Origin of the sequence: Shewanella sediminis HAW-EB3, assembly GCF_000018025.1 — a bacterium.
GTDB lineage: Bacteria > Pseudomonadota > Gammaproteobacteria > Enterobacterales > Shewanellaceae > Shewanella > Shewanella sediminis.
The window spans coordinates 3,669,724-3,686,637 of the sequence record NC_009831.1; the positions used below are offsets into that span (position 1 = coordinate 3,669,724).

Consider the following 16,914-nt stretch of genomic DNA (forward strand, 5'->3'; position numbering starts at 1 on the left):
AAAAGAATACTTTCTCATGTCACCATCCATGGTTATGTATAAAGGGCTGGTGGTACTTGGCCCTTAAAGCTTTCCGCTTATCCTAGTTCCTAGGAACTACTAACTCGACCCTTTTTTAAAACGACAACTGCACATAGCCGCCGGTGGGGGTTTGGGTGTCGTAGACGAGACCGTGGAATTGGTTTTCGAGTAACATCTGCTTATGGACGGGCTTACTTGAAGAGATACATAGCTGCTCTCCGGGCATTAAAGTCCTGAACTGAGCACTTGGGTGCCCCCAATCCAATATTCCAAGCTGGAGAGAGTCTGAGAGCGCGAGAGGCGTTAATCCTTCGTTATTTCTGATGTAACAACGTAAACCTTGGCCGGCTTGCGCTATCGATGCGCGGTATTTAGTCAGCTCTACCACCACATAGACAATATCGATACAGATATCTAAACCTGATTTTGTCATGCGTTCATTGAGATAAGTGAGCATGTTGTAGGGTTCGATGATCGCCTGAGTGGTGCCATTGCGAAACAACTTCAGCTTTTGATTAACGAAACTCTTAAGCAAGACGCTGGCGAAAGCCGCGCGATTATCCTGAGGGTGAAAATGAGCCATATACATCACAAGATGTTTATCGCCGACATTGACCGTATCGATAAAGTAAGCACTCACCTCATCGGTCTTAAACAGGCTGTAGTCAATTTTGGCGGTGAGATAGTTAATCTGTGACGGGGGGAATAACTGCTGCTGAACACTCTTAGCCGCTTCGGCATTTTGTTCTAACAGCGCCAGGTTATCCTGCAACTCCTGATAGGAGAGCTCCTCGATATCTTCGAGTTGAACATCTTTAGTGTGTTTCTCATCCAGGCTCTGCTTTATCGCATTTTCGATGAGAAATAGATCGGAGACAGGCTTAACTAAGTAATCGCTTGTGCCAATACGCAGCGCCTCAACGACATCTGCCATGACCTGATTACCGGATATAACGATTGACGGTGTGCCGGGATTTAACTCAGACATCTTCTTGAGCATGACCAAACCGCCCATTATCGGCATACTGAGATCGGCCAGGACAATATCGAAAGCTCTTTGCTTAAACTTTTCCAGCCCCTGTTCGCCATCATCGGCTTCGATAACCGTCGCACCGCGGCTATCGAGAAACGATGCAACGATACGACGAAAAACAGGATCATCTTCAACAAGTAGAATGACTAAATCTTTTAGCGCCATAAGGGTCCTTTTTAGAAGGCTCGAGTTTCCGGGTTCTACTACCCGGAGCCTGGGGTATACCCAAGCTACTTCAAAATGCTCGTTTCAGAGCTCCCGTAGGGTAGCTGAACAAGGCAGTGATTGAAGAGAATGGTGAGCCCCTTTTCAATATCACTAACGCAGTGCAGGTATTCTACGGAAACTCCCGCAGGGCAAGGTGAGAAGCAACATGTTTCTGCGTTATGAAATATAAAATTAGAATAACTAGTTCAGCTATTTCATGCCTTGAACTCTGTCACTTCTCGACATGCTGAATCCTGCATTTCGAGGTCGTTTGGGTATAAATATGCCCTGGGCCTTCTTTAATCTAATTCCTGCATAAACTCATCTAACAGCTCATCTTCATCAAGATCGACAGGTACATCACCATCATACACCTTATAGTCCATATGTTGAAAATAGGCTTCCTTAACAAAAGTATAAGGGTCTAATGCGTTATCGACGAGTCTTTCTTGATCGATAGCTCCGGCCCTTCTATGCAGGTTCTCAAGCCCCCATTTTAACAAGGACTGCCACACAGTTATCTCCGATATTGGAAAGTATAGGCCATCAACCCAGAACGACGCGACCTCTCTGGTGACATAAGGTCCTAAGAACGGCGCCATAAAGTATGGGCCATTAGGTACACCGTAGTAGCCTAACACCTCATTGAATTCATCTTGTTTGCGGGGCAGGCCCATCATATCTGCGACATCGATTACACCGAGTAACCCCATGGTCGAGTTTATCGTAAAGCGTCCACCGGCATTTGCCGCCCAGCCCCATTTACCCTGCAAGGTGTTGTTCACCAAGGCGCTGGGCTCATCGAGGTTAGTCACAAAATTATGGATACCTGTCTTCACCGGTCTTGGTACATAATCGTTATATCCATGAGCAACTGGTCGATAAAAATACCTGTCCAGGTACAGGTAGTTAAAGTCCCACATAGCCCGGTTAAACCCTTCGATGGGATCTCTTGGATCAATATAGGTAACGGTAACCTCGGCGGTCGTGACCTCTGCATTACCCTCAGACGCGCTAACATCGGAATCAATCCCTTCGATGCCAGATGCGATATCGGAACCGTCAATTGGGCCTGAGATGCTCTGTTCTGAGTAAGCCTGGACTGAGTTAGCCTGGTCAGAGTTAGTCTGACCAGAGCTAATTTGGGAATCGGTAGAATCGACATGTACACGTTCGACGTCCTGTCCGTATCTGTTTAACTGCGATGCTGAAATGGGCGCAACGCCAAACACTGCTATAACCAGCATTATCCATTTAAACTTCATATTTTTCTCTTTGGTAAAACAACTGAATCCGTTTCAGCTGATACTGCTTACGATTAATACAAACCAGACACTGCATTGGTGCTAGATTTAAGAGTGAGTCCCAGTTACCTGAGTGACTGTAGCCTCAGCTAAAATTCAGCTTTGCTTAGGCTCTTAGCAGGAAAAACTAAAGTAAGTCTCTGCTAGAGTCGATAATGAGTAGTAATGACAAAAAATATCCTAATCAGCTAATAACTAGACTACTCAGTGTGATTTTTGTTTGTAAGGCGATAAGGATACTAGTCAAAAAAAATAGATCAAATTAATTATCTCGAAAATTGTAAGCACTAATGAAAAAATACCGGAAATCAGTCAATGTCAGAACCTGTCAACACACGCAGTGGAAATAGTGCCCTGCCCATAACAAGAGTCGTTTCCGGTAACCATTCCAGAGGAGAGGTGGTGCCCTCTCCTGAAACTCAACCTCAAACGAAAACAGCTGCTTCAGTGCCCAATACGGGTACTAACACCAGCCCGGCGCCTCACACGGCAACTCCAAAGGGAGTGGGCTCGGCAGTTTCACAAAAAGCCGACAGTAAGGTCCAAGTGCCCTCCTCTTCGATTGCTACTGACAGAAATCCACAAATAAAAGTAGAGGCTCAGGGGCTAAGAGCAGCCGTTATACAGTTTTCTTCAAAGATAGACCAAATAACTTTAAATGGCTCAAATTACAATATTGATTTTTCATCTTACTCGAGTCGTCGCACTGCGTTAAAGGCCATGAGTTACCTTGTCAATACTAGTCAAGAGTTCTCACATCTTCAAAACTCAATAGTTCAAAAATCACAGGTTCAAACAGCATTGGCTCAACAAACATTAGCTCATAAAATTCAACCTCAAAATCCGGCGACTGAAAGTGCAGTTACTTCTAAGGGGACAGATTCATTCACGGCTCAGTTGATATCCTTGGGTAAAACGATATCCACAAGCCTGCCCGATGGGCTTAAAAACTTGATCCAACAAAATGGCATAAACCTCAACCAATTAAAGCAGCTGAGTTCCCGATCCCAAGGGTACCCACTTCCCACCGCTCAGTTCGACGGCAAGGCGTTAACCCTCTCCAATGGGTTGTCACTGCCTTTGCCACAAGTCAGTCTTTCATCTCTGATCAAAGCTCAAGCCTCTCCCACTCAAGGCACCACTCCCAGACTTGATGTCATACCTGGCATTACTTATCAAAACCAGCAATGGGTTTTGAAGCTTACTCCTATCATAGAGACCAGCATCGTGGAGCTCACCTCTAACTTACGGTCTCAACCTTCATCACGAAACATAGGGGAGATGGAGTCACAGTTAGTGTTAGCTAAGCCGGAATTATCTAAGCTGTACTCAAGCTTAATTAAAGTGCTGGAAAAACTCCCCTACAAAGACTCAAATGGCTTGCCCCCTGCCAGTTCAAATGTACCCGGTACCAAGCTGTCACCGACAGGTGTTTTAGCTGAGGCTAACTCTACTGTCGGCTCAACGAAAACCAGCGCTAGCATAAACCCGGAGGCTTTAGCTAAATCACTATCGCATACACTAACTAATGCTTCTGAATCTAAGGCATCGGGTTCACAGACAGATACCGGGCAGAGCAATAAATATCAGGCGAACCAGAACCAGACGAATCAAGACCTGACAAGTAAAGGACTCAATATACCCGACTCAGTAAAGGGAGTGATCGAAGAGATTAAGCGACAGTCACCTAAACAGCAGTCACCTGAACTACAGTCACCGAATCAAAAGTCAGAGTTTGTGTCACCCGGTACAGGTAAACAGGAAAAAGAGGCCCCTTCGTCCGGGCTAAACAGAGATCTGATGTTAAGTGCGCTTAATAAGGCGTTCGGGAAAGCGGGAGGCCTCCCGCAAATGACAGAGAAAGCCGCTGAGCCTCAAAAATCCCTTGCTACTCTGTTGTTTAAACTTCTGCCCCAAATTCAACCCTCTATGTTGCGAACCTTAGCTCTACCGAGCAAGGTCCAGGAGGAGTTAGCGGGCCTGCTGCATTTACATTCATTTGCTGAGGTCAATGCAGTCGCCAGAGCATCCATGTCACACATGAACTCAGTCTCGCTACTGTTTCAGCTTCTACTCGGTGTTAAGACGACTGGATTAGCCGGTAAGCCCGGAAGCGGTAATAGCGCTAAACTGAGTGCGTCATCTCAAAAATATTTACAAAAGCTTCAGGCTCAGTTAGGTGTGACCCCTTCGCTTCTGTCCATGTTCGACAAGGCGGGGACGACTGAGACTATGGCGAAGCTAGTTAACAATTTGAACCTCTACTCCCAGGCCAGCAACGATAACAATGGGCAGACTAACTGGTACTTTACCCTCCCCTACTCGCTCAATCAGCATCAAGATCAACTTGAGGGACAGTTCACCAAAGAGGAAGCTAACCAGGAAGATGACCCAGATTCAAATTGGCGACTCCAGCTCAAATTTAACTTAGCTCAAGGGCCCCTTTTAATTAAGACCCATATAAAAGCCAACCGCTTAGAGATGACATTCAACGGCGAAGATGACACCTTACTCAATAAGATTGATCTGCTATTGCCACCACTCATGGAAAAACTGGTCGATATCGGTTTAACACCGGATAAGGTAGTAACCAAACGGACTAAAGTCCCCGCGACGCTGCTCCCCGGCGATCATTATTTAGTTAAGATTAAGGCTTGATTGTGTAGGACCGGCTTTAATGTAAGACCGGCTTTAACCGGGAATGGCTTCGACATACATCCGCTGCCGCTCCGTAGCCAAGAGCTTCGCGGCTGAAGCGCGCTCCTACAAGGGAGGGCAAATGGTTAATGGTTAATGGTTATGGTGTAGGACCGGCTTTGATGTAAGACCGGCTTTAGCCGGGAATGGCTTCGACATACATCCGCTGCCGCTCCGTAGCCAAGAGCTTCGCGGCTGAAGCGCACTCCTACAAGGGAGGGCAAATGGTTAATGGTTAATGGTTATGGTATAGGACCGGCTTTGATGTAAGACCGGCTTTAGCCGGGAATGGTCCAGCAAATTAATAAAAAGTGACAGATATGAAAAAAGAAGATGATAGCTATCAAGAAGAGCCCCCACAGACTGAGCGACAGGCTGTAGCACTTGGGTTCGACGGTCAACACACACCTACCGTTACGGCTAAAGGTACGGGCCTGGTTGCCGAAGAGATAATTGCCTTAGCCGAAGAGGCCGGCGTTCATATTCATAAGAACCCACACCTAAGCGACTTTTTGCAGCGCTTAGAGCTTGGCGAGGAGATCCCCAAAGAGCTCTACTTTCTTATTGCCGAATTAATTGCATTCGTCTACATGCTCGACGGAAAATTCCCAGAGCAGTGGAATAACATGCATCAAAAGATTGTTGAGGAGGTTTAAAAGAGCGACGCACACCTTGTGTGCTGATTGGCGGCGATGCCTGTGGAAGCAGAGACGATGGTTTTGCCTTAGAAAGCTGAGACGACGCCAACCAGTTGGCTGTAAGGGCTGAGAAGATGCACACCTTGTGTGCTAAGCGACGGCTTAGCCTGTGGAGCTGAGACGCTTGTGTAGGACCGGCTTTAGCCGGGAATGGGTTTGAAATTATTTTGAGTAAAAGCTTCGCGGCTGAAGCACGCTCCTACAGGGAACATCAAACAGCGCAGCGTCATCTTTGCTCTAACAGCGCAGCGTCATCTTAGCTCTAACAGCGCAGCGTCATCTTGGGTCTGACAGCACAGCGTCATCTTAGCTCTGACAGCGCAGCGTCCTCTTAGCTCTAACAGCGCAGCGTCATCTTAGCTCTAACAGCGCAGCATCGTCTTAGCTCTGACAGCGCAGCGTCATCTTAGCTCTAACAGCGCAGCGACATCTTAGCTCTAACAGCGTAGCGACATCTTAGCTCTAACAGCGCAGCGACATCTTAGCTCTAACAGCGTAGCGACATCTTAGCTCTAACAGCGTAGCGACATCTTAGCTCTAACAGCGCAGCGTCATCTTAGCTCTAACAGCGCAGCGTCATCTTAGCTCTAACAGCGCAGCGTCCTCTTAGCTCTGACAGCGCAGCGTCATCTTTGCTCTGGCAGCGCAGCGTCATCTTTGCTCTGGCAGCGCAGCGTCATCTTTGCTCTGGCAGCGCAGCGTCATCTTGGCTCTGACAGCGTAGCGTCATCTTAGCTCTGACAGCGTAGCGTCATCTTAGCTCTGACAGCGCAGCGTCATCTCGGCTCTGACAGCGCAGCGTCATCTCGGCTCTGACAGCGCAGCGTCATCTTAGCTTTAGTTTTACCCTTTCCCATGCAGCCTGATGATTAACTCGGCTTCAGCCTTGGGGAGCTCACATTCGTGAATCAACTCTTCGACACCTGCACCTAAGTCGACCATTTTCATCGCCCGAGTGTACAACTTGGCCTGTGGGTCTTGTTGGTTTGCTTCATCGAGTCTGGCATCTTGTTGGGAGGTTTTCTTTTCAAGCTCTAACATGCGCTTTCCGACACCGATCGTACCGCTTCTTAACTCTTGAAGCTCACGCTTTACCGCTTCTCGCTGCCGATCACTCTCTTTAACTAATACGGTCAGAGCATCGACTTTCGCCTTAAGCTTAGCGGTTTGCTTTTGCTGAAAGAATGCCAAGCCTAAACTCGCAATCACATACACTAATGCTGCGATTAAGATTTCATCACCGATCATGTGAATATACCAATTCCGATAAGTATGTTGTCAATTCAGAGCTACTCAGGCTTTTCAATTCAAGGCGCATTGATGTAGAAATGGTTATTCCCTTTTAAGTCAATGCAACACAGAAGTGGAATGCCAGAGAAGCTCCCTAAGGGCGGCTAGTGCTTTAACCAAGAGTAAGGCTCTGTATACTTCGTTTGATACTCTTGGTATAGAACAACTATAAACTTCGAGTATCCACCTCGTCTTCAGAGCCTTGAGTTCCCGCTGAATGAACAGATACTTAACGGAACTGGTATAAGACTCTTTTAAGGAAGTAACTTTATAGAAGATACAAGATTTCAGGCTCCGGCAAAACCGGAACCTGAAAATAGACCAGCAAATTCCTGATACTAAACTCTGGCTGCACTCGATCTAAAAGATGGAAACGAATAGATCTAAGCCTGAGTCAGAAACTGTAGCGGTTAAAGTTGGGACAGTTCCATCCACTCTTCGTCAGATAACAGCTTATCCAGGTCTACAAGGATAAGTAACTCATTATCCCTGTTACTCACACCTTGAATAAACTTGGCACTTTCCTCTGTTCCGACGTTAGGTGCATTATCTATCTCTGAACCACGAAGATAAACAACTTCAGCAACACTATCGACCAGAATACCAATCACCTGCTTTTCAGCTTCAATGATCACAATTCTTGTTGAGTCGTCTATTTCAGCAGAAGCTAAGCCAAAACGAGTGCGCGTATCTATGACTGTGACAACATTACCCCTTAGGTTGATAATGCCCAATACATAGTGTGGTGCACCGGGAACGGGTGCAATTTCGGTATATCTTAATACCTCTTGAACCTGCATGACATTAATGCCATAAGTTTCATTGTCGAGTCTGAAGGTTACCCACTGCAACACCTCATCATCTTTATTTACCGCTACCGCTACTTTATTTGCGTCTGTCATATCTACCTCAGCCAACAGGATCCTGACTACCTAAACCTGAATTTAATAACTCTATGAGTGCTTGCACATGCAATATGCCACACATCTGCTCTTTTACTACACCAGCCAACCAAGGGCGCTTCCCAGCTTTGCTCCGCCAGTTGACCTCAGATTTCGTGATTCTTACTGCATTTACCAAGGATTCACACGTCAATCCCCAGTTACTATCTTCTAATAATACAACATATTGATAGTTTACGGATTCAGCTAACGCTTTATCGTACTTTTCAGGCATGACCCAAGCACCGGTATCGACAACATTTAACTGTGTATCTCTATATGTTTGGACTCCCTTATACCAAGCGGGTCTGCCCATAATATGATTAATCCGTTCAATTTTAACTATTCCGCCCAGGCTCACTAACGGCACGGCCAATGTCAGCCCTGCTACCTTAAAGAATAGTACCTGAAACTCATCATCGAGCGTTTCAAGCAGATCTTTTGTCACTTTAGGTGGTATTTCACCTAATTGTGTCTTTAACTCTAATTCCTGTTCCTGCTTTTGCTTTTGCTTAATATCGGCCTTGTTCTCAACATGAACATCGACTTTAGGCTTAACAGAGACTTTATCCGGAACAGATGTCGTCTTAATTTTCGATTTCGCAAGCGTTTGATTCTGAAGCTTAACAATTGATTCAGTTTCAATCTGTGGCTCAGGTTTGAAAACCGGCGCTAAAAGTTGCTCCAGAGCCAACTTATCCAGATTAGGATCGGTCTCTCTAATTTTTGGTTTCGTTAACGCCTGTGTCTCTGTATGCGTCTGATTGTGGGATTGAGTCTTGAGTTGTGTTTGTAGCCTTGGCGGCTCAATCGCTTCTGGCTTTTCAGTTACAGACTCATTTCCAGCAGGCCTTGATGACTCTTGCGTTAAAGGGTCAATATTTACAGCCTTTTTATTTACAAGATCTGGTTTTACTTGTTCTTGATTTAAAGCTTCTGGTTTCAACGCCTCGACACTTGATCCGTCTGAAATCAGTTCGGGGAACACTTGTTCAGCAATATCGGCCGTTAGTGCCTCAACTTGAATATTTGACTCATCTTCGACCTCAGTAAGAAGCAGAGAAAAATAATCGAATACGGTTTCATCAACTGAGGTTGTCATGAGAAAGCTCCCCAGTCAGTAGATGTTCTAACAACCTTTCATATGCCTTCGCACCACGACTGCTTGCCGAGTAATGAGAAGCGGGAAGATGCGCTAAACTCGCATCTCTGAATTTTGTGTCAACCGGAATAACATCCGGCCAGAGTTTGTCACCATACTTTTCTCCCAGATGCTGCAGTGCGGATGATGCCGCCTTTGTCCGTCTGTCATACATAGTAGGAACAACAGTATAGTTATATCTGGTTTTCTTAGACCGCCCCATTAAGATCATGGTTTTTATCATTCGGTCCAAACCTTTAATCGCAAGAAACTCCGTTTGAACAGGCACAATGATATGCTGACTTGCCGCAAGCGCATTGACCATCAACACACCTAAGACTGGTGGACAATCGATCAGTGCGACATCATAGTCATCTTCAACTAAAACAAGCAGTTTTTGCAGTATGAGCCCCATGCCTCCTTGGTGACCGAGAGACCTATCTAAGGTCGCAAGCGCCATAGTCGAAGGAAGGAGGTCGATCCCCTCGACATCCGTTGAGACGACATGGCTTTTCACTCTCTCTTTAGTGAGCTGCTTATGAGCCAAAAAAACATCATAGAGAGAGCCAGGAACCTCTTCGGAATCAATGCCAAGGTAATAGCCCAGTGATGCGTGAGGATCGGTATCGATCATCAAGACACGCTGGCCACGTTTAGCCAGAGCCCCAGCTAAACTGGCAACCGTAGTCGTTTTACCCACGCCACCTTTCTGGTTTGCTATGGTCCAGATCTTCAAAAAAAGCCCCTCAAATTCACAATCAATATCACTTTTCTAATTATTTTCTCGAGTTGTCACTCGAATGCCGCCATGAGGCAAGCTTATCACTTTAACCCCATCTTCATTTTCTGAAATAGTTAGGGGAACCGCCACTAACTCTTTCTGAACGCCGCTACCGTCGACTTCACTCTTTATCCCACCGGATTCAAGAGTGGAAGCAAGCTCGGCTTCCTGGGTATTCGAAGGCGTTTGTGAACTATGTCTGGATAGATCCGTTGCTTCGTTAACAGAGTCCCCATCAATTTTCTGATTCGGAGTGCGGGCAATACTGCTTGGTACAACTATATCATCCTGACCCAATTGTGCAGCGTTACGCGACTCACCTTGACTCGTTTTGTGAACTCTGGCCTCAGAAACCTCTACACCGGGTCCAACTGTCACCTTAACTTCCTGCTGAGGTTTAGCGTGGGATAGCAATGCCTGTGTCGCTTTGGGATGTTCAGCCATCCATTTTGCTACAACTTCAGCTTGCTCGTCTGGCACCATGAGTAAAACCTGACTACTTTGCAATCGCTCCACCTCGCTGAGTAGCAATGTATTTTTATGCCGCACATCGAAGTAGAGGGTAGTTGTAACAAAAACGCCTATTGAGAGTAGAAAAATAATCAGAATAGAGAAAGTGTTCATCTTTCTCTTGGCTCTAGCCATGGCTGGATTCTCTTAAAATAGCTTCGGCCATATCATCCAGCGCTATCGATTGACTCGATATCCCGGCGGCAGTCACAGCTTGAGGCATACCATAGACGATACAACTGGCTTCATCTTGTGCCCAGATAGTAGCACCGGCACTCTTAAGCATTCTGGCCCCTTCTCTTCCATCGGCTCCCATTCCGGTTAAGACCACTGCCATCGTCTCCCTTCCGGATATTTTTGAAGCTGAAGCAAACGTAATATCGACACTGGGCTTGTAATTCATATCTGCACTACCGGCGACGATTTTAATCCGACCATGAGCACCACCTCTCTCAAGCATCATCTGCATCCCGCCAGGAGCCAGATATGCGGAGCCTGGTCTTAATTGGTCTCCATTTTGTGCCTCTTTTACCTGAATTTTACAAAGTCCATTTAAGCGACTGGCAAATGCTGGAGTAAAGGCTGCCGGCATATGCTGAATTAATAAAATAGGATGGGGATAATTTGCCGGTAGTTGAGTCAATATCTTCTGCAAGGCCACAGGCCCACCGGTGGAAGTACCAATCAATAATAATTTATATTTTTTACCCGATGCCCTTTTAACAACGGTTCCTCTTACAGGAGCCGGAGCGGGCGTCACCGAACGGGCTAACTGAGGAGATGCCGGCGTTTTAGTCGATTTAGCAGGCGTCGGTGTCGTAGAGCGGGTTACAGGTCGATAAATTCGTCTACGTCCAAGTGCCTTAATTCTCTGTTGCAGTAAGAGAATCGCCTCATCTTTATTGGTCGCAATGTCTTCGAAGCGTTTAGGAAGAAAATCGAGTGCCCCAGCTTCTAGCGCGTCAAGCGTCGCCTTAGCGCCATCTTGAGTCAATGAAGAAAACATCAAAATTGGCGTCGGTGTTTTACCCATAATTTCACGGACGGCACTGATGCCATCCATTACGGGCATCTCAATGTCCATAGTGATCACTTGTGGCTTAAGTTCTGCCGCCATTTTTACGGCTTCCAGACCATTAGAAGCGGTACCAATTACCTCTAGCTCTGGATCTTTAGTGACAATTTCACTTACCCTTCGACGAAAAAAACTGGAATCGTCAACAACAAGAACTTTAATGCCCATTCAATTTCCTATACCGCATGTTGTTTTATTTTTTTGCGTAATTCTTCAGCAAACCAGGTACATCAAGGATCAGTGCAATACCACCGTCAGATGTAATTGTGGCCCCTGCCATGCCTGGTGTTCCATGCAACAAGGTGCCCAGAGGCTTAATAACAACTTCTTCTTGACCAATAAGAGAATCAACCACAAAACCTATCTGCATAGTGCCAAGTTGAACAATAACCACATGGCCATGCTCTTTATCACCATGCTTAAACCCGGTCTGTTTTCGGCTAAGCCAGTGCTCTAGATAGAACAGAGGCACGGCCTTTTCCCGAACGATTACTGTCAGCTGACCATCGACGATATTTGTCTTAGTCAGATCGAGGTGGAATATTTCACTCACACTTGATAGAGGCAGTGCGAAGACTTGTGTTGCAACTTCAACCATTAATGTCGGCATAATCGCGAGCGTTAACGGTACTTTAATCTCTAATCGAGTTCCCTTACCTTGCAAGGAGTCGATATGAATGGTTCCGTTCAATTGAGCAATACGGGTTTTAACCACATCCATTCCGACGCCACGCCCCGAAATATCGGAGATCTCAACTTTGGTTGAGAAACCTGGAGCAAAAATCAGGTTATACGCCTCTTCGTCAGACATTCTTGACGCGGCATCTTCATCGAGCACACCACGACTTATGGCGATCTCTTTAAGTTTATTTGGATCCATTCCGGCGCCGTCATCCTCAATCTTCAATAGGATGTGATCACCTTCCTGACTAGCAGAAAGGGTTATGGTACCCGTTCTGGATTTACCCGTAGCTTCTCTGTCTGCTGGCATCTCGATGCCGTGGTCGACAGAGTTTCTAACCAAGTGAACCAATGGATCGGCAAGTGCTTCGACAAGATTCTTATCTAAATCGGTATCTTCACCGATCATTCTCAGATCAATTTCTTTATTCAGGGTACGGGCTAAATCACGCACGACTCGAGGGAAACGGCCAAAGACCTTCTTAATCGGCTGCATGCGAGTCTTCATCACCGCACCTTGAAGATCGGCGGTAACAAGATCCAGATTAGCCAAGGCCTTAGAGAGTTCCTCATCGTCCCGGTTAATCCCTAAGCTGATAAGGCGGTTTCTCACTAACACTAACTCACCGACCATATTCATGATCTGATCGAGCCTTGCAGTATCGACACGAACTGTCGTTTCCGCTTGTGGCATATTCGCCGGTGCCGCTTTGGCTACAGCCTTAGGTGCCGCTTTAGCTACCGGCGCTTTCGCAGCAGGCTTGGCAACTGGGGTTGCTGGAGCTGCAGGTGAACTCTTAGGCTGGCTAGCTACAGGAGCTGGGCTGACAGCTTTGGGGGCTCCACCCGAACCATGCAATTCATCGAGTAATTTTTCAAATTCATCATCAGATATGTCGTCGGAATCTACCGCTGGAGGCGCAGGCTCAACTGGTGGGGCAACTTGTGCATCCTTATTTTTAAACTGACCAGAGCCATGCAGTTCATCGAGCAGTGACTCAAACTCATCGTCTGTGATATCACTGCTTGCAGGAGTTTCAGGAGCATCAGATTTAGAATCCTTAGAACCGGTAGGACCATTCGCCGCACCGTGAAGAGCATCGAGAAGCGCCTCAAATTCTGACTCATCAATTTCATCAATACTGCCGTTGCCAGAGCCGCTACCAGCTCCAGCGACTGTGGTTTCCGGGGCTTGGACTGCTGGTGCAGGTGCCTCATCAAACAGCTCGATACCCGAATCATCCGCTGCCGGAGCTTGATCGAATAACTCAATTGAGTCGTCGGAGGCTGGAGCCTCCTGGGCAGCACCTTCACTGGGAAGAGGAGCACCTGAGCTCAGTAATTTTAAGTTGGCTAATAGTTCTGCATCGGCGGGGTCTTGCTCGACACCTGCCTGAGTCTGAGCAAACATTGCGTTGATGGCATCCACTGCTTGCAGAATGATATCCATCAATTCTGAAGATACTTCTCGCTTACCTGTCCGCAACAGATCGAAGGTATTCTCGGCTTCATGACACACATCGACCATTGGGCCTAAGCTAAGAAATCCAGCACCGCCTTTTACGGTATGGAAACCTCGAAAGATTGCGTTTAGCAGTTCCGTATCTTCTGGATTATTTTCCAGAGTGACTAACTGTTCAGACAAAAGCTCTAAAATTTCACCAGCTTCGATCAAAAAGTCCTGCAGTATCTCTTCATCAACATCAAATGACATTAATATGACTCCTAATTAGAAACCCAGACTCGAAAGCAGATCATCGACTTCGTCTTGACCTGTGACAACATCATCACGTTCCTCTGCATTCATGATAGGCCCCTCGGCTTCAACATTGCTGCTCGTGATTGGTGTGTCCTCACTAACGGGCTGTTCACCAAATACAGTAAGCATAGAAACTAAGTTATTTTCGACTTCACGTACTAAGTCGATGACCCTTCGAATCATCTGCCCTGTTAAATCTTGGAAATCTTGAGCCAATAAAATTTCATTTAGTAGCTCTCTTAAACGAATCGAATCTAATTCGCTTCGATCGACAAACTGCTGAACGTCATGACAAAGAACCTTAAATTCATTCAGTTCGATATCACGCCTCATGAGCTTACCCCATGTTGGTTTTACCGATTGAATATTCGTTGTCAGAGCCTCTGCCAAAGGCAGACACTCCTCAACAGCATCCATGGTTTTATTTGCAGCTTGCTCTGTCATATCGATGACATATGTTAGGCGTTCTTTAGCGTCAGGGATCTCAGTACTCGCTAATGTGATCAGTCTGTCATCGACCTGAAAATCAACAATGGCACTGTGAAGCTGTCGAGTCAGTCTTCCAACCTCATCGAACAGTTCTTTTTGAATTGGCGTTGCAATGTCCCTGACCAACTCGTCGGCTTGCTCTTGCTGGCCTTCGGTCAGCAGTTCGACAAGTTTATTTGCTTGCTCTAACGAAATGAGCCCTGAAGTTATAGCCTGCATAACACAACCTTGATTATCCGAGTCGTTCAAAAATTTTGTCTAACTTCTCTTTTAACGTAGCGGCTGTAAAAGGCTTAACAACATAACCATTCACACCCGCTTGCGCTGCTGCGATGATCTGCTCTCTTTTTGCTTCTGCAGTAACCATCAGCACAGGGAGGTGCTTTAACTCATCGTCTGCACGAATCGCTTTTAATAGATCGATTCCCTGCATGCCAGGCATATTCCAATCGGTCACGACAAAATCGAAGTCGCCTTTTTGCAACATAGGCAGTGCTGTTGAACCGTCATCTGCTTCTTGAGTGTTATTAAAACCCAAGTCTCTTAACAAGTTCTTGATGATACGCCTCATTGTTGAGAAATCGTCAACAACGAGAATCTTCATATTCTTGTCCAAGGTTTCCTCCGCGGAGCTCTTTAATTGTTACTGATATCCCCAAACTACTTGAGGCAGCTTGGGTGTATAATTGTTATTTTGTTGTCCAATGCTTAAGTTTAGCTTTAAGTCTGAGCATCGCCTGACTCAATATCTGGCTTACCCGCGACTCGCTAACTTCAAGAATGGCCCCAATTTCTTTTAAATTCAGTGCTTCGTCATAATAAAGCGACAAAACTAATCCATCTCTCTCAGGCAAAAGCTTGATAGCTTCCACTAATGCCTTATGAAATTCTACGTCTGCTATCGACTCAAATATATCGTCCTGCTGAACCTCTTCATGGCTAACAACATCAACCGACACACCTAAATCTTCGATACCAACAACTTTACCCACTGAAACATCATTTAGAATATGATGGTACTCATCGAGCGACATATCAAGTCGCTGTGCAATTTCGCTGTCAACGGCATCTCTGCCTAGCTCTTGCCCTAATTCATCGATAACCTGAGCAACGCGCCTTTGATTACGATGAACCGAACGCGGAACCCAGTCTCCCCGACGGATCTCATCAAGCATCGAACCACGGATCCGAATGCCTGCAAAAGTTTCAAATTTTGCCCCTTTGCTACCATCAAACTTCGAAGAAGCTTCGAGAAGCCCCATCATTCCGGCTTGCAACAGGTCATCGAGTTGAACCGATGCCGGTAAACGCGCTAACAGATGGTGGGCAATCTTTTTAACCAACGGTGCATACTGTTCAACTATTGAGGCTTTATTATCTAAACAAGTATACGCAGCGGCTTTACTCACTCGTCCTATCCTCTTGATACTCAGGTCGTTGTACTAATCGCTCGACAAAAAATTCAAGATGACCACCTGGTTGCTGAGGTATCGGCCAACTAATTATCTTATTGGCCAGGCCATGATAAGCAATTGATGCCGGCGATTTAGGGTACGCCTCTACGATCAATTTTTGTTTACGTACAGATTTACGTAAATTTTCATCGAAAGGTATCGTTGCAACTAATTCCAACGCGACATCTAAGAAACGATCCGTAACTTTACTAAGTTTAGCAAAGAGTTCCATCCCTTCCCGTAAACTTCTCACCATATTGGCAACTATTTTAAAACGGAAAACACCATGCTCACGACTCAATATCTTTATTAAGGCATAAGCATCGGTGATCGATGTCGGTTCATCACAGACTACTACTAGCACATCTTGAGAAGCCCGAGAAAAACTCAATACCATATCTGAGATACCTGCCGCAGTATCGACAATTAAAATGTCGAATTGAGTACGCATCTCACTAAAGGCTCGAATTAAACCGGCGTGCTGTGCCTGAGACAGTTCAACCATCGCCTGTGTTCCCGAGGTCGCCGGAATAATACCGATACCTTTAGGCCCACGAACGATAATATCATCCAGCTCTGCATCTCCCGATAATACATGTGATAAGTTACGATCGGCTCGTAACCCCAACATAATATCGACATTAGCCAAGCCTAAATCAGCATCCAGGACTAATACACGCTTTCCTTTTTCAGCCAAGGCGACAGCGGTATTGATAGAGACACTGGTTTTACCCACGCCACCTTTACCACCGGAAACCGCGATTACTTTTACTTTTTCGTTATAAGGTTGATTCATCATACGTAAACCACTTGCTTGATCCCGACTCATTGCT

At 46.0% G+C, this 16,914-nt stretch carries 15 protein-coding genes; 2 read left to right on the forward strand and 13 right to left on the reverse strand.

Going from position 1 to position 16,914, the window contains the following annotated elements; genetic code table 11:
• Positions 1-115 precede the first annotated feature (115 nt).
• On the reverse strand, positions 116-1,219 hold the full coding sequence (locus SSED_RS15915) for a response regulator (protein ID WP_012143370.1): 1,104 nt from the start codon (positions 1,217-1,219) through the stop codon (positions 116-118).
• 341 nt (positions 1,220-1,560) lie between these two features.
• Positions 1,561-2,526 (reverse strand): MlaA family lipoprotein, encoded by a 966-nt coding sequence (locus tag SSED_RS15920; protein ID WP_012143371.1) that lies wholly within the window; start codon positions 2,524-2,526, stop codon positions 1,561-1,563.
• Positions 2,527-2,880: 354 nt separating this feature from the next.
• On the opposite strand from SSED_RS15920, the gene SSED_RS15925 reads away from it, so the two are divergent.
• On the forward strand, positions 2,881-5,223 hold the full coding sequence (locus tag SSED_RS15925) for a hypothetical protein (protein WP_012143372.1): 2,343 nt from the start codon (positions 2,881-2,883) through the stop codon (positions 5,221-5,223).
• Positions 5,224-5,582: 359 nt separating this feature from the next.
• On the forward strand, positions 5,583-5,918 hold the full coding sequence (locus tag SSED_RS15930; protein ID WP_012143373.1) for an EscU/YscU/HrcU family type III secretion system export apparatus switch protein: 336 nt from the start codon (positions 5,583-5,585) through the stop codon (positions 5,916-5,918).
• 885 nt (positions 5,919-6,803) lie between these two features.
• On the opposite strand, the gene SSED_RS15935 is transcribed toward SSED_RS15930, so the two are convergent.
• The 11 genes from SSED_RS15935 to SSED_RS15985 form a co-directional block, all read right to left on the reverse strand.
• Positions 6,804-7,208, reverse strand: a complete 405-nt coding sequence (locus tag SSED_RS15935) for a DUF2802 domain-containing protein (RefSeq protein ID WP_012143374.1) — start codon at positions 7,206-7,208, stop codon at positions 6,804-6,806.
• Between the two features lie 452 nt (positions 7,209-7,660).
• Positions 7,661-8,152 (reverse strand): chemotaxis protein CheW, encoded by a 492-nt coding sequence (locus tag SSED_RS15940; protein ID WP_012143375.1) that lies wholly within the window; start codon positions 8,150-8,152, stop codon positions 7,661-7,663.
• A 7-nt stretch (positions 8,153-8,159) separates the two neighbouring features.
• Positions 8,160-9,293 (reverse strand): chemotaxis protein CheW, encoded by a 1,134-nt coding sequence (locus SSED_RS15945; protein WP_012143376.1) that lies wholly within the window; start codon positions 9,291-9,293, stop codon positions 8,160-8,162.
• Positions 9,277-10,068, reverse strand: coding sequence for a ParA family protein (locus tag SSED_RS15950; protein WP_012143377.1), 792 nt, complete (start codon positions 10,066-10,068; stop codon positions 9,277-9,279). Before SSED_RS15950 ends, SSED_RS15945 begins: the two co-directional genes overlap by 17 nt.
• 36 nt (positions 10,069-10,104) lie before the next feature.
• Entirely contained in the window at positions 10,105-10,758 is a 654-nt protein-coding gene (locus tag SSED_RS15955; protein WP_012143378.1) for a hypothetical protein, read from the reverse strand.
• Positions 10,751-11,866 (reverse strand): protein-glutamate methylesterase/protein-glutamine glutaminase, encoded by a 1,116-nt coding sequence (locus SSED_RS15960; protein ID WP_012143379.1) that lies wholly within the window; start codon positions 11,864-11,866, stop codon positions 10,751-10,753. The genes SSED_RS15955 and SSED_RS15960 overlap by 8 nt, the downstream gene beginning before the upstream one ends.
• A 25-nt stretch (positions 11,867-11,891) precedes the next feature.
• Positions 11,892-14,093: a chemotaxis protein CheA gene (locus SSED_RS15965; protein ID WP_012143380.1), complete on the reverse strand. Its 2,202-nt coding sequence runs from the start codon at positions 14,091-14,093 to the stop codon at positions 11,892-11,894.
• A gap of 15 nt (positions 14,094-14,108) precedes the next feature.
• Entirely contained in the window at positions 14,109-14,846 is a 738-nt protein-coding gene (locus tag SSED_RS15970) for a protein phosphatase CheZ (protein ID WP_012143381.1), read from the reverse strand.
• Between the two features lie 13 nt (positions 14,847-14,859).
• Positions 14,860-15,243: a chemotaxis response regulator CheY gene (cheY, locus tag SSED_RS15975; RefSeq protein WP_012143382.1), complete on the reverse strand. Its 384-nt coding sequence runs from the start codon at positions 15,241-15,243 to the stop codon at positions 14,860-14,862.
• A gap of 73 nt (positions 15,244-15,316) precedes the next feature.
• On the reverse strand, positions 15,317-16,036 hold the full coding sequence (locus SSED_RS15980; protein WP_012143383.1) for an RNA polymerase sigma factor FliA: 720 nt from the start codon (positions 16,034-16,036) through the stop codon (positions 15,317-15,319).
• Positions 16,029-16,910: a MinD/ParA family protein gene (locus SSED_RS15985; RefSeq protein ID WP_012143384.1), complete on the reverse strand. Its 882-nt coding sequence runs from the start codon at positions 16,908-16,910 to the stop codon at positions 16,029-16,031. The genes SSED_RS15980 and SSED_RS15985 overlap by 8 nt, the downstream gene beginning before the upstream one ends.
• Positions 16,911-16,914: the final 4 nt, after the last annotated feature.

Excerpts from the sequence above, each read along its gene's own strand:
- SSED_RS15920 (WP_012143371.1), bottom strand. The coding sequence starts at position 2,526 with ATGAAGTTTAAATGGATAATGCTGGTTATAGCAGTGTTTGGCGTTGCG.
- SSED_RS15925 (WP_012143372.1), top strand. The coding sequence starts at position 2,881 with ATGTCAGAACCTGTCAACACACGCAGTGGAAATAGTGCCCTGCCCATA.
- SSED_RS15940 (WP_012143375.1), bottom strand. The coding sequence starts at position 8,152 with ATGACAGACGCAAATAAAGTAGCGGTAGCGGTAAATAAAGATGATGAG.
- SSED_RS15945 (WP_012143376.1), bottom strand. The coding sequence starts at position 9,293 with ATGACAACCTCAGTTGATGAAACCGTATTCGATTATTTTTCTCTGCTT.
- SSED_RS15985 (WP_012143384.1), bottom strand. The coding sequence starts at position 16,910 with ATGAGTCGGGATCAAGCAAGTGGTTTACGTATGATGAATCAACCTTAT.
- SSED_RS15965 (WP_012143380.1), bottom strand. The coding sequence starts at position 14,093 with ATGTCATTTGATGTTGATGAAGAGATACTGCAGGACTTTTTGATCGAA.
- SSED_RS15960 (WP_012143379.1), bottom strand. The coding sequence starts at position 11,866 with ATGGGCATTAAAGTTCTTGTTGTTGACGATTCCAGTTTTTTTCGTCGA.
- SSED_RS15955 (WP_012143378.1), bottom strand. The coding sequence starts at position 10,758 with ATGGCTAGAGCCAAGAGAAAGATGAACACTTTCTCTATTCTGATTATT.
- SSED_RS15970 (WP_012143381.1), bottom strand. The coding sequence starts at position 14,846 with ATGCAGGCTATAACTTCAGGGCTCATTTCGTTAGAGCAAGCAAATAAA.
- SSED_RS15915 (WP_012143370.1), bottom strand. The coding sequence starts at position 1,219 with ATGGCGCTAAAAGATTTAGTCATTCTACTTGTTGAAGATGATCCTGTT.
- SSED_RS15930 (WP_012143373.1), top strand. The coding sequence starts at position 5,583 with ATGAAAAAAGAAGATGATAGCTATCAAGAAGAGCCCCCACAGACTGAG.
- SSED_RS15935 (WP_012143374.1), bottom strand. The coding sequence starts at position 7,208 with ATGATCGGTGATGAAATCTTAATCGCAGCATTAGTGTATGTGATTGCG.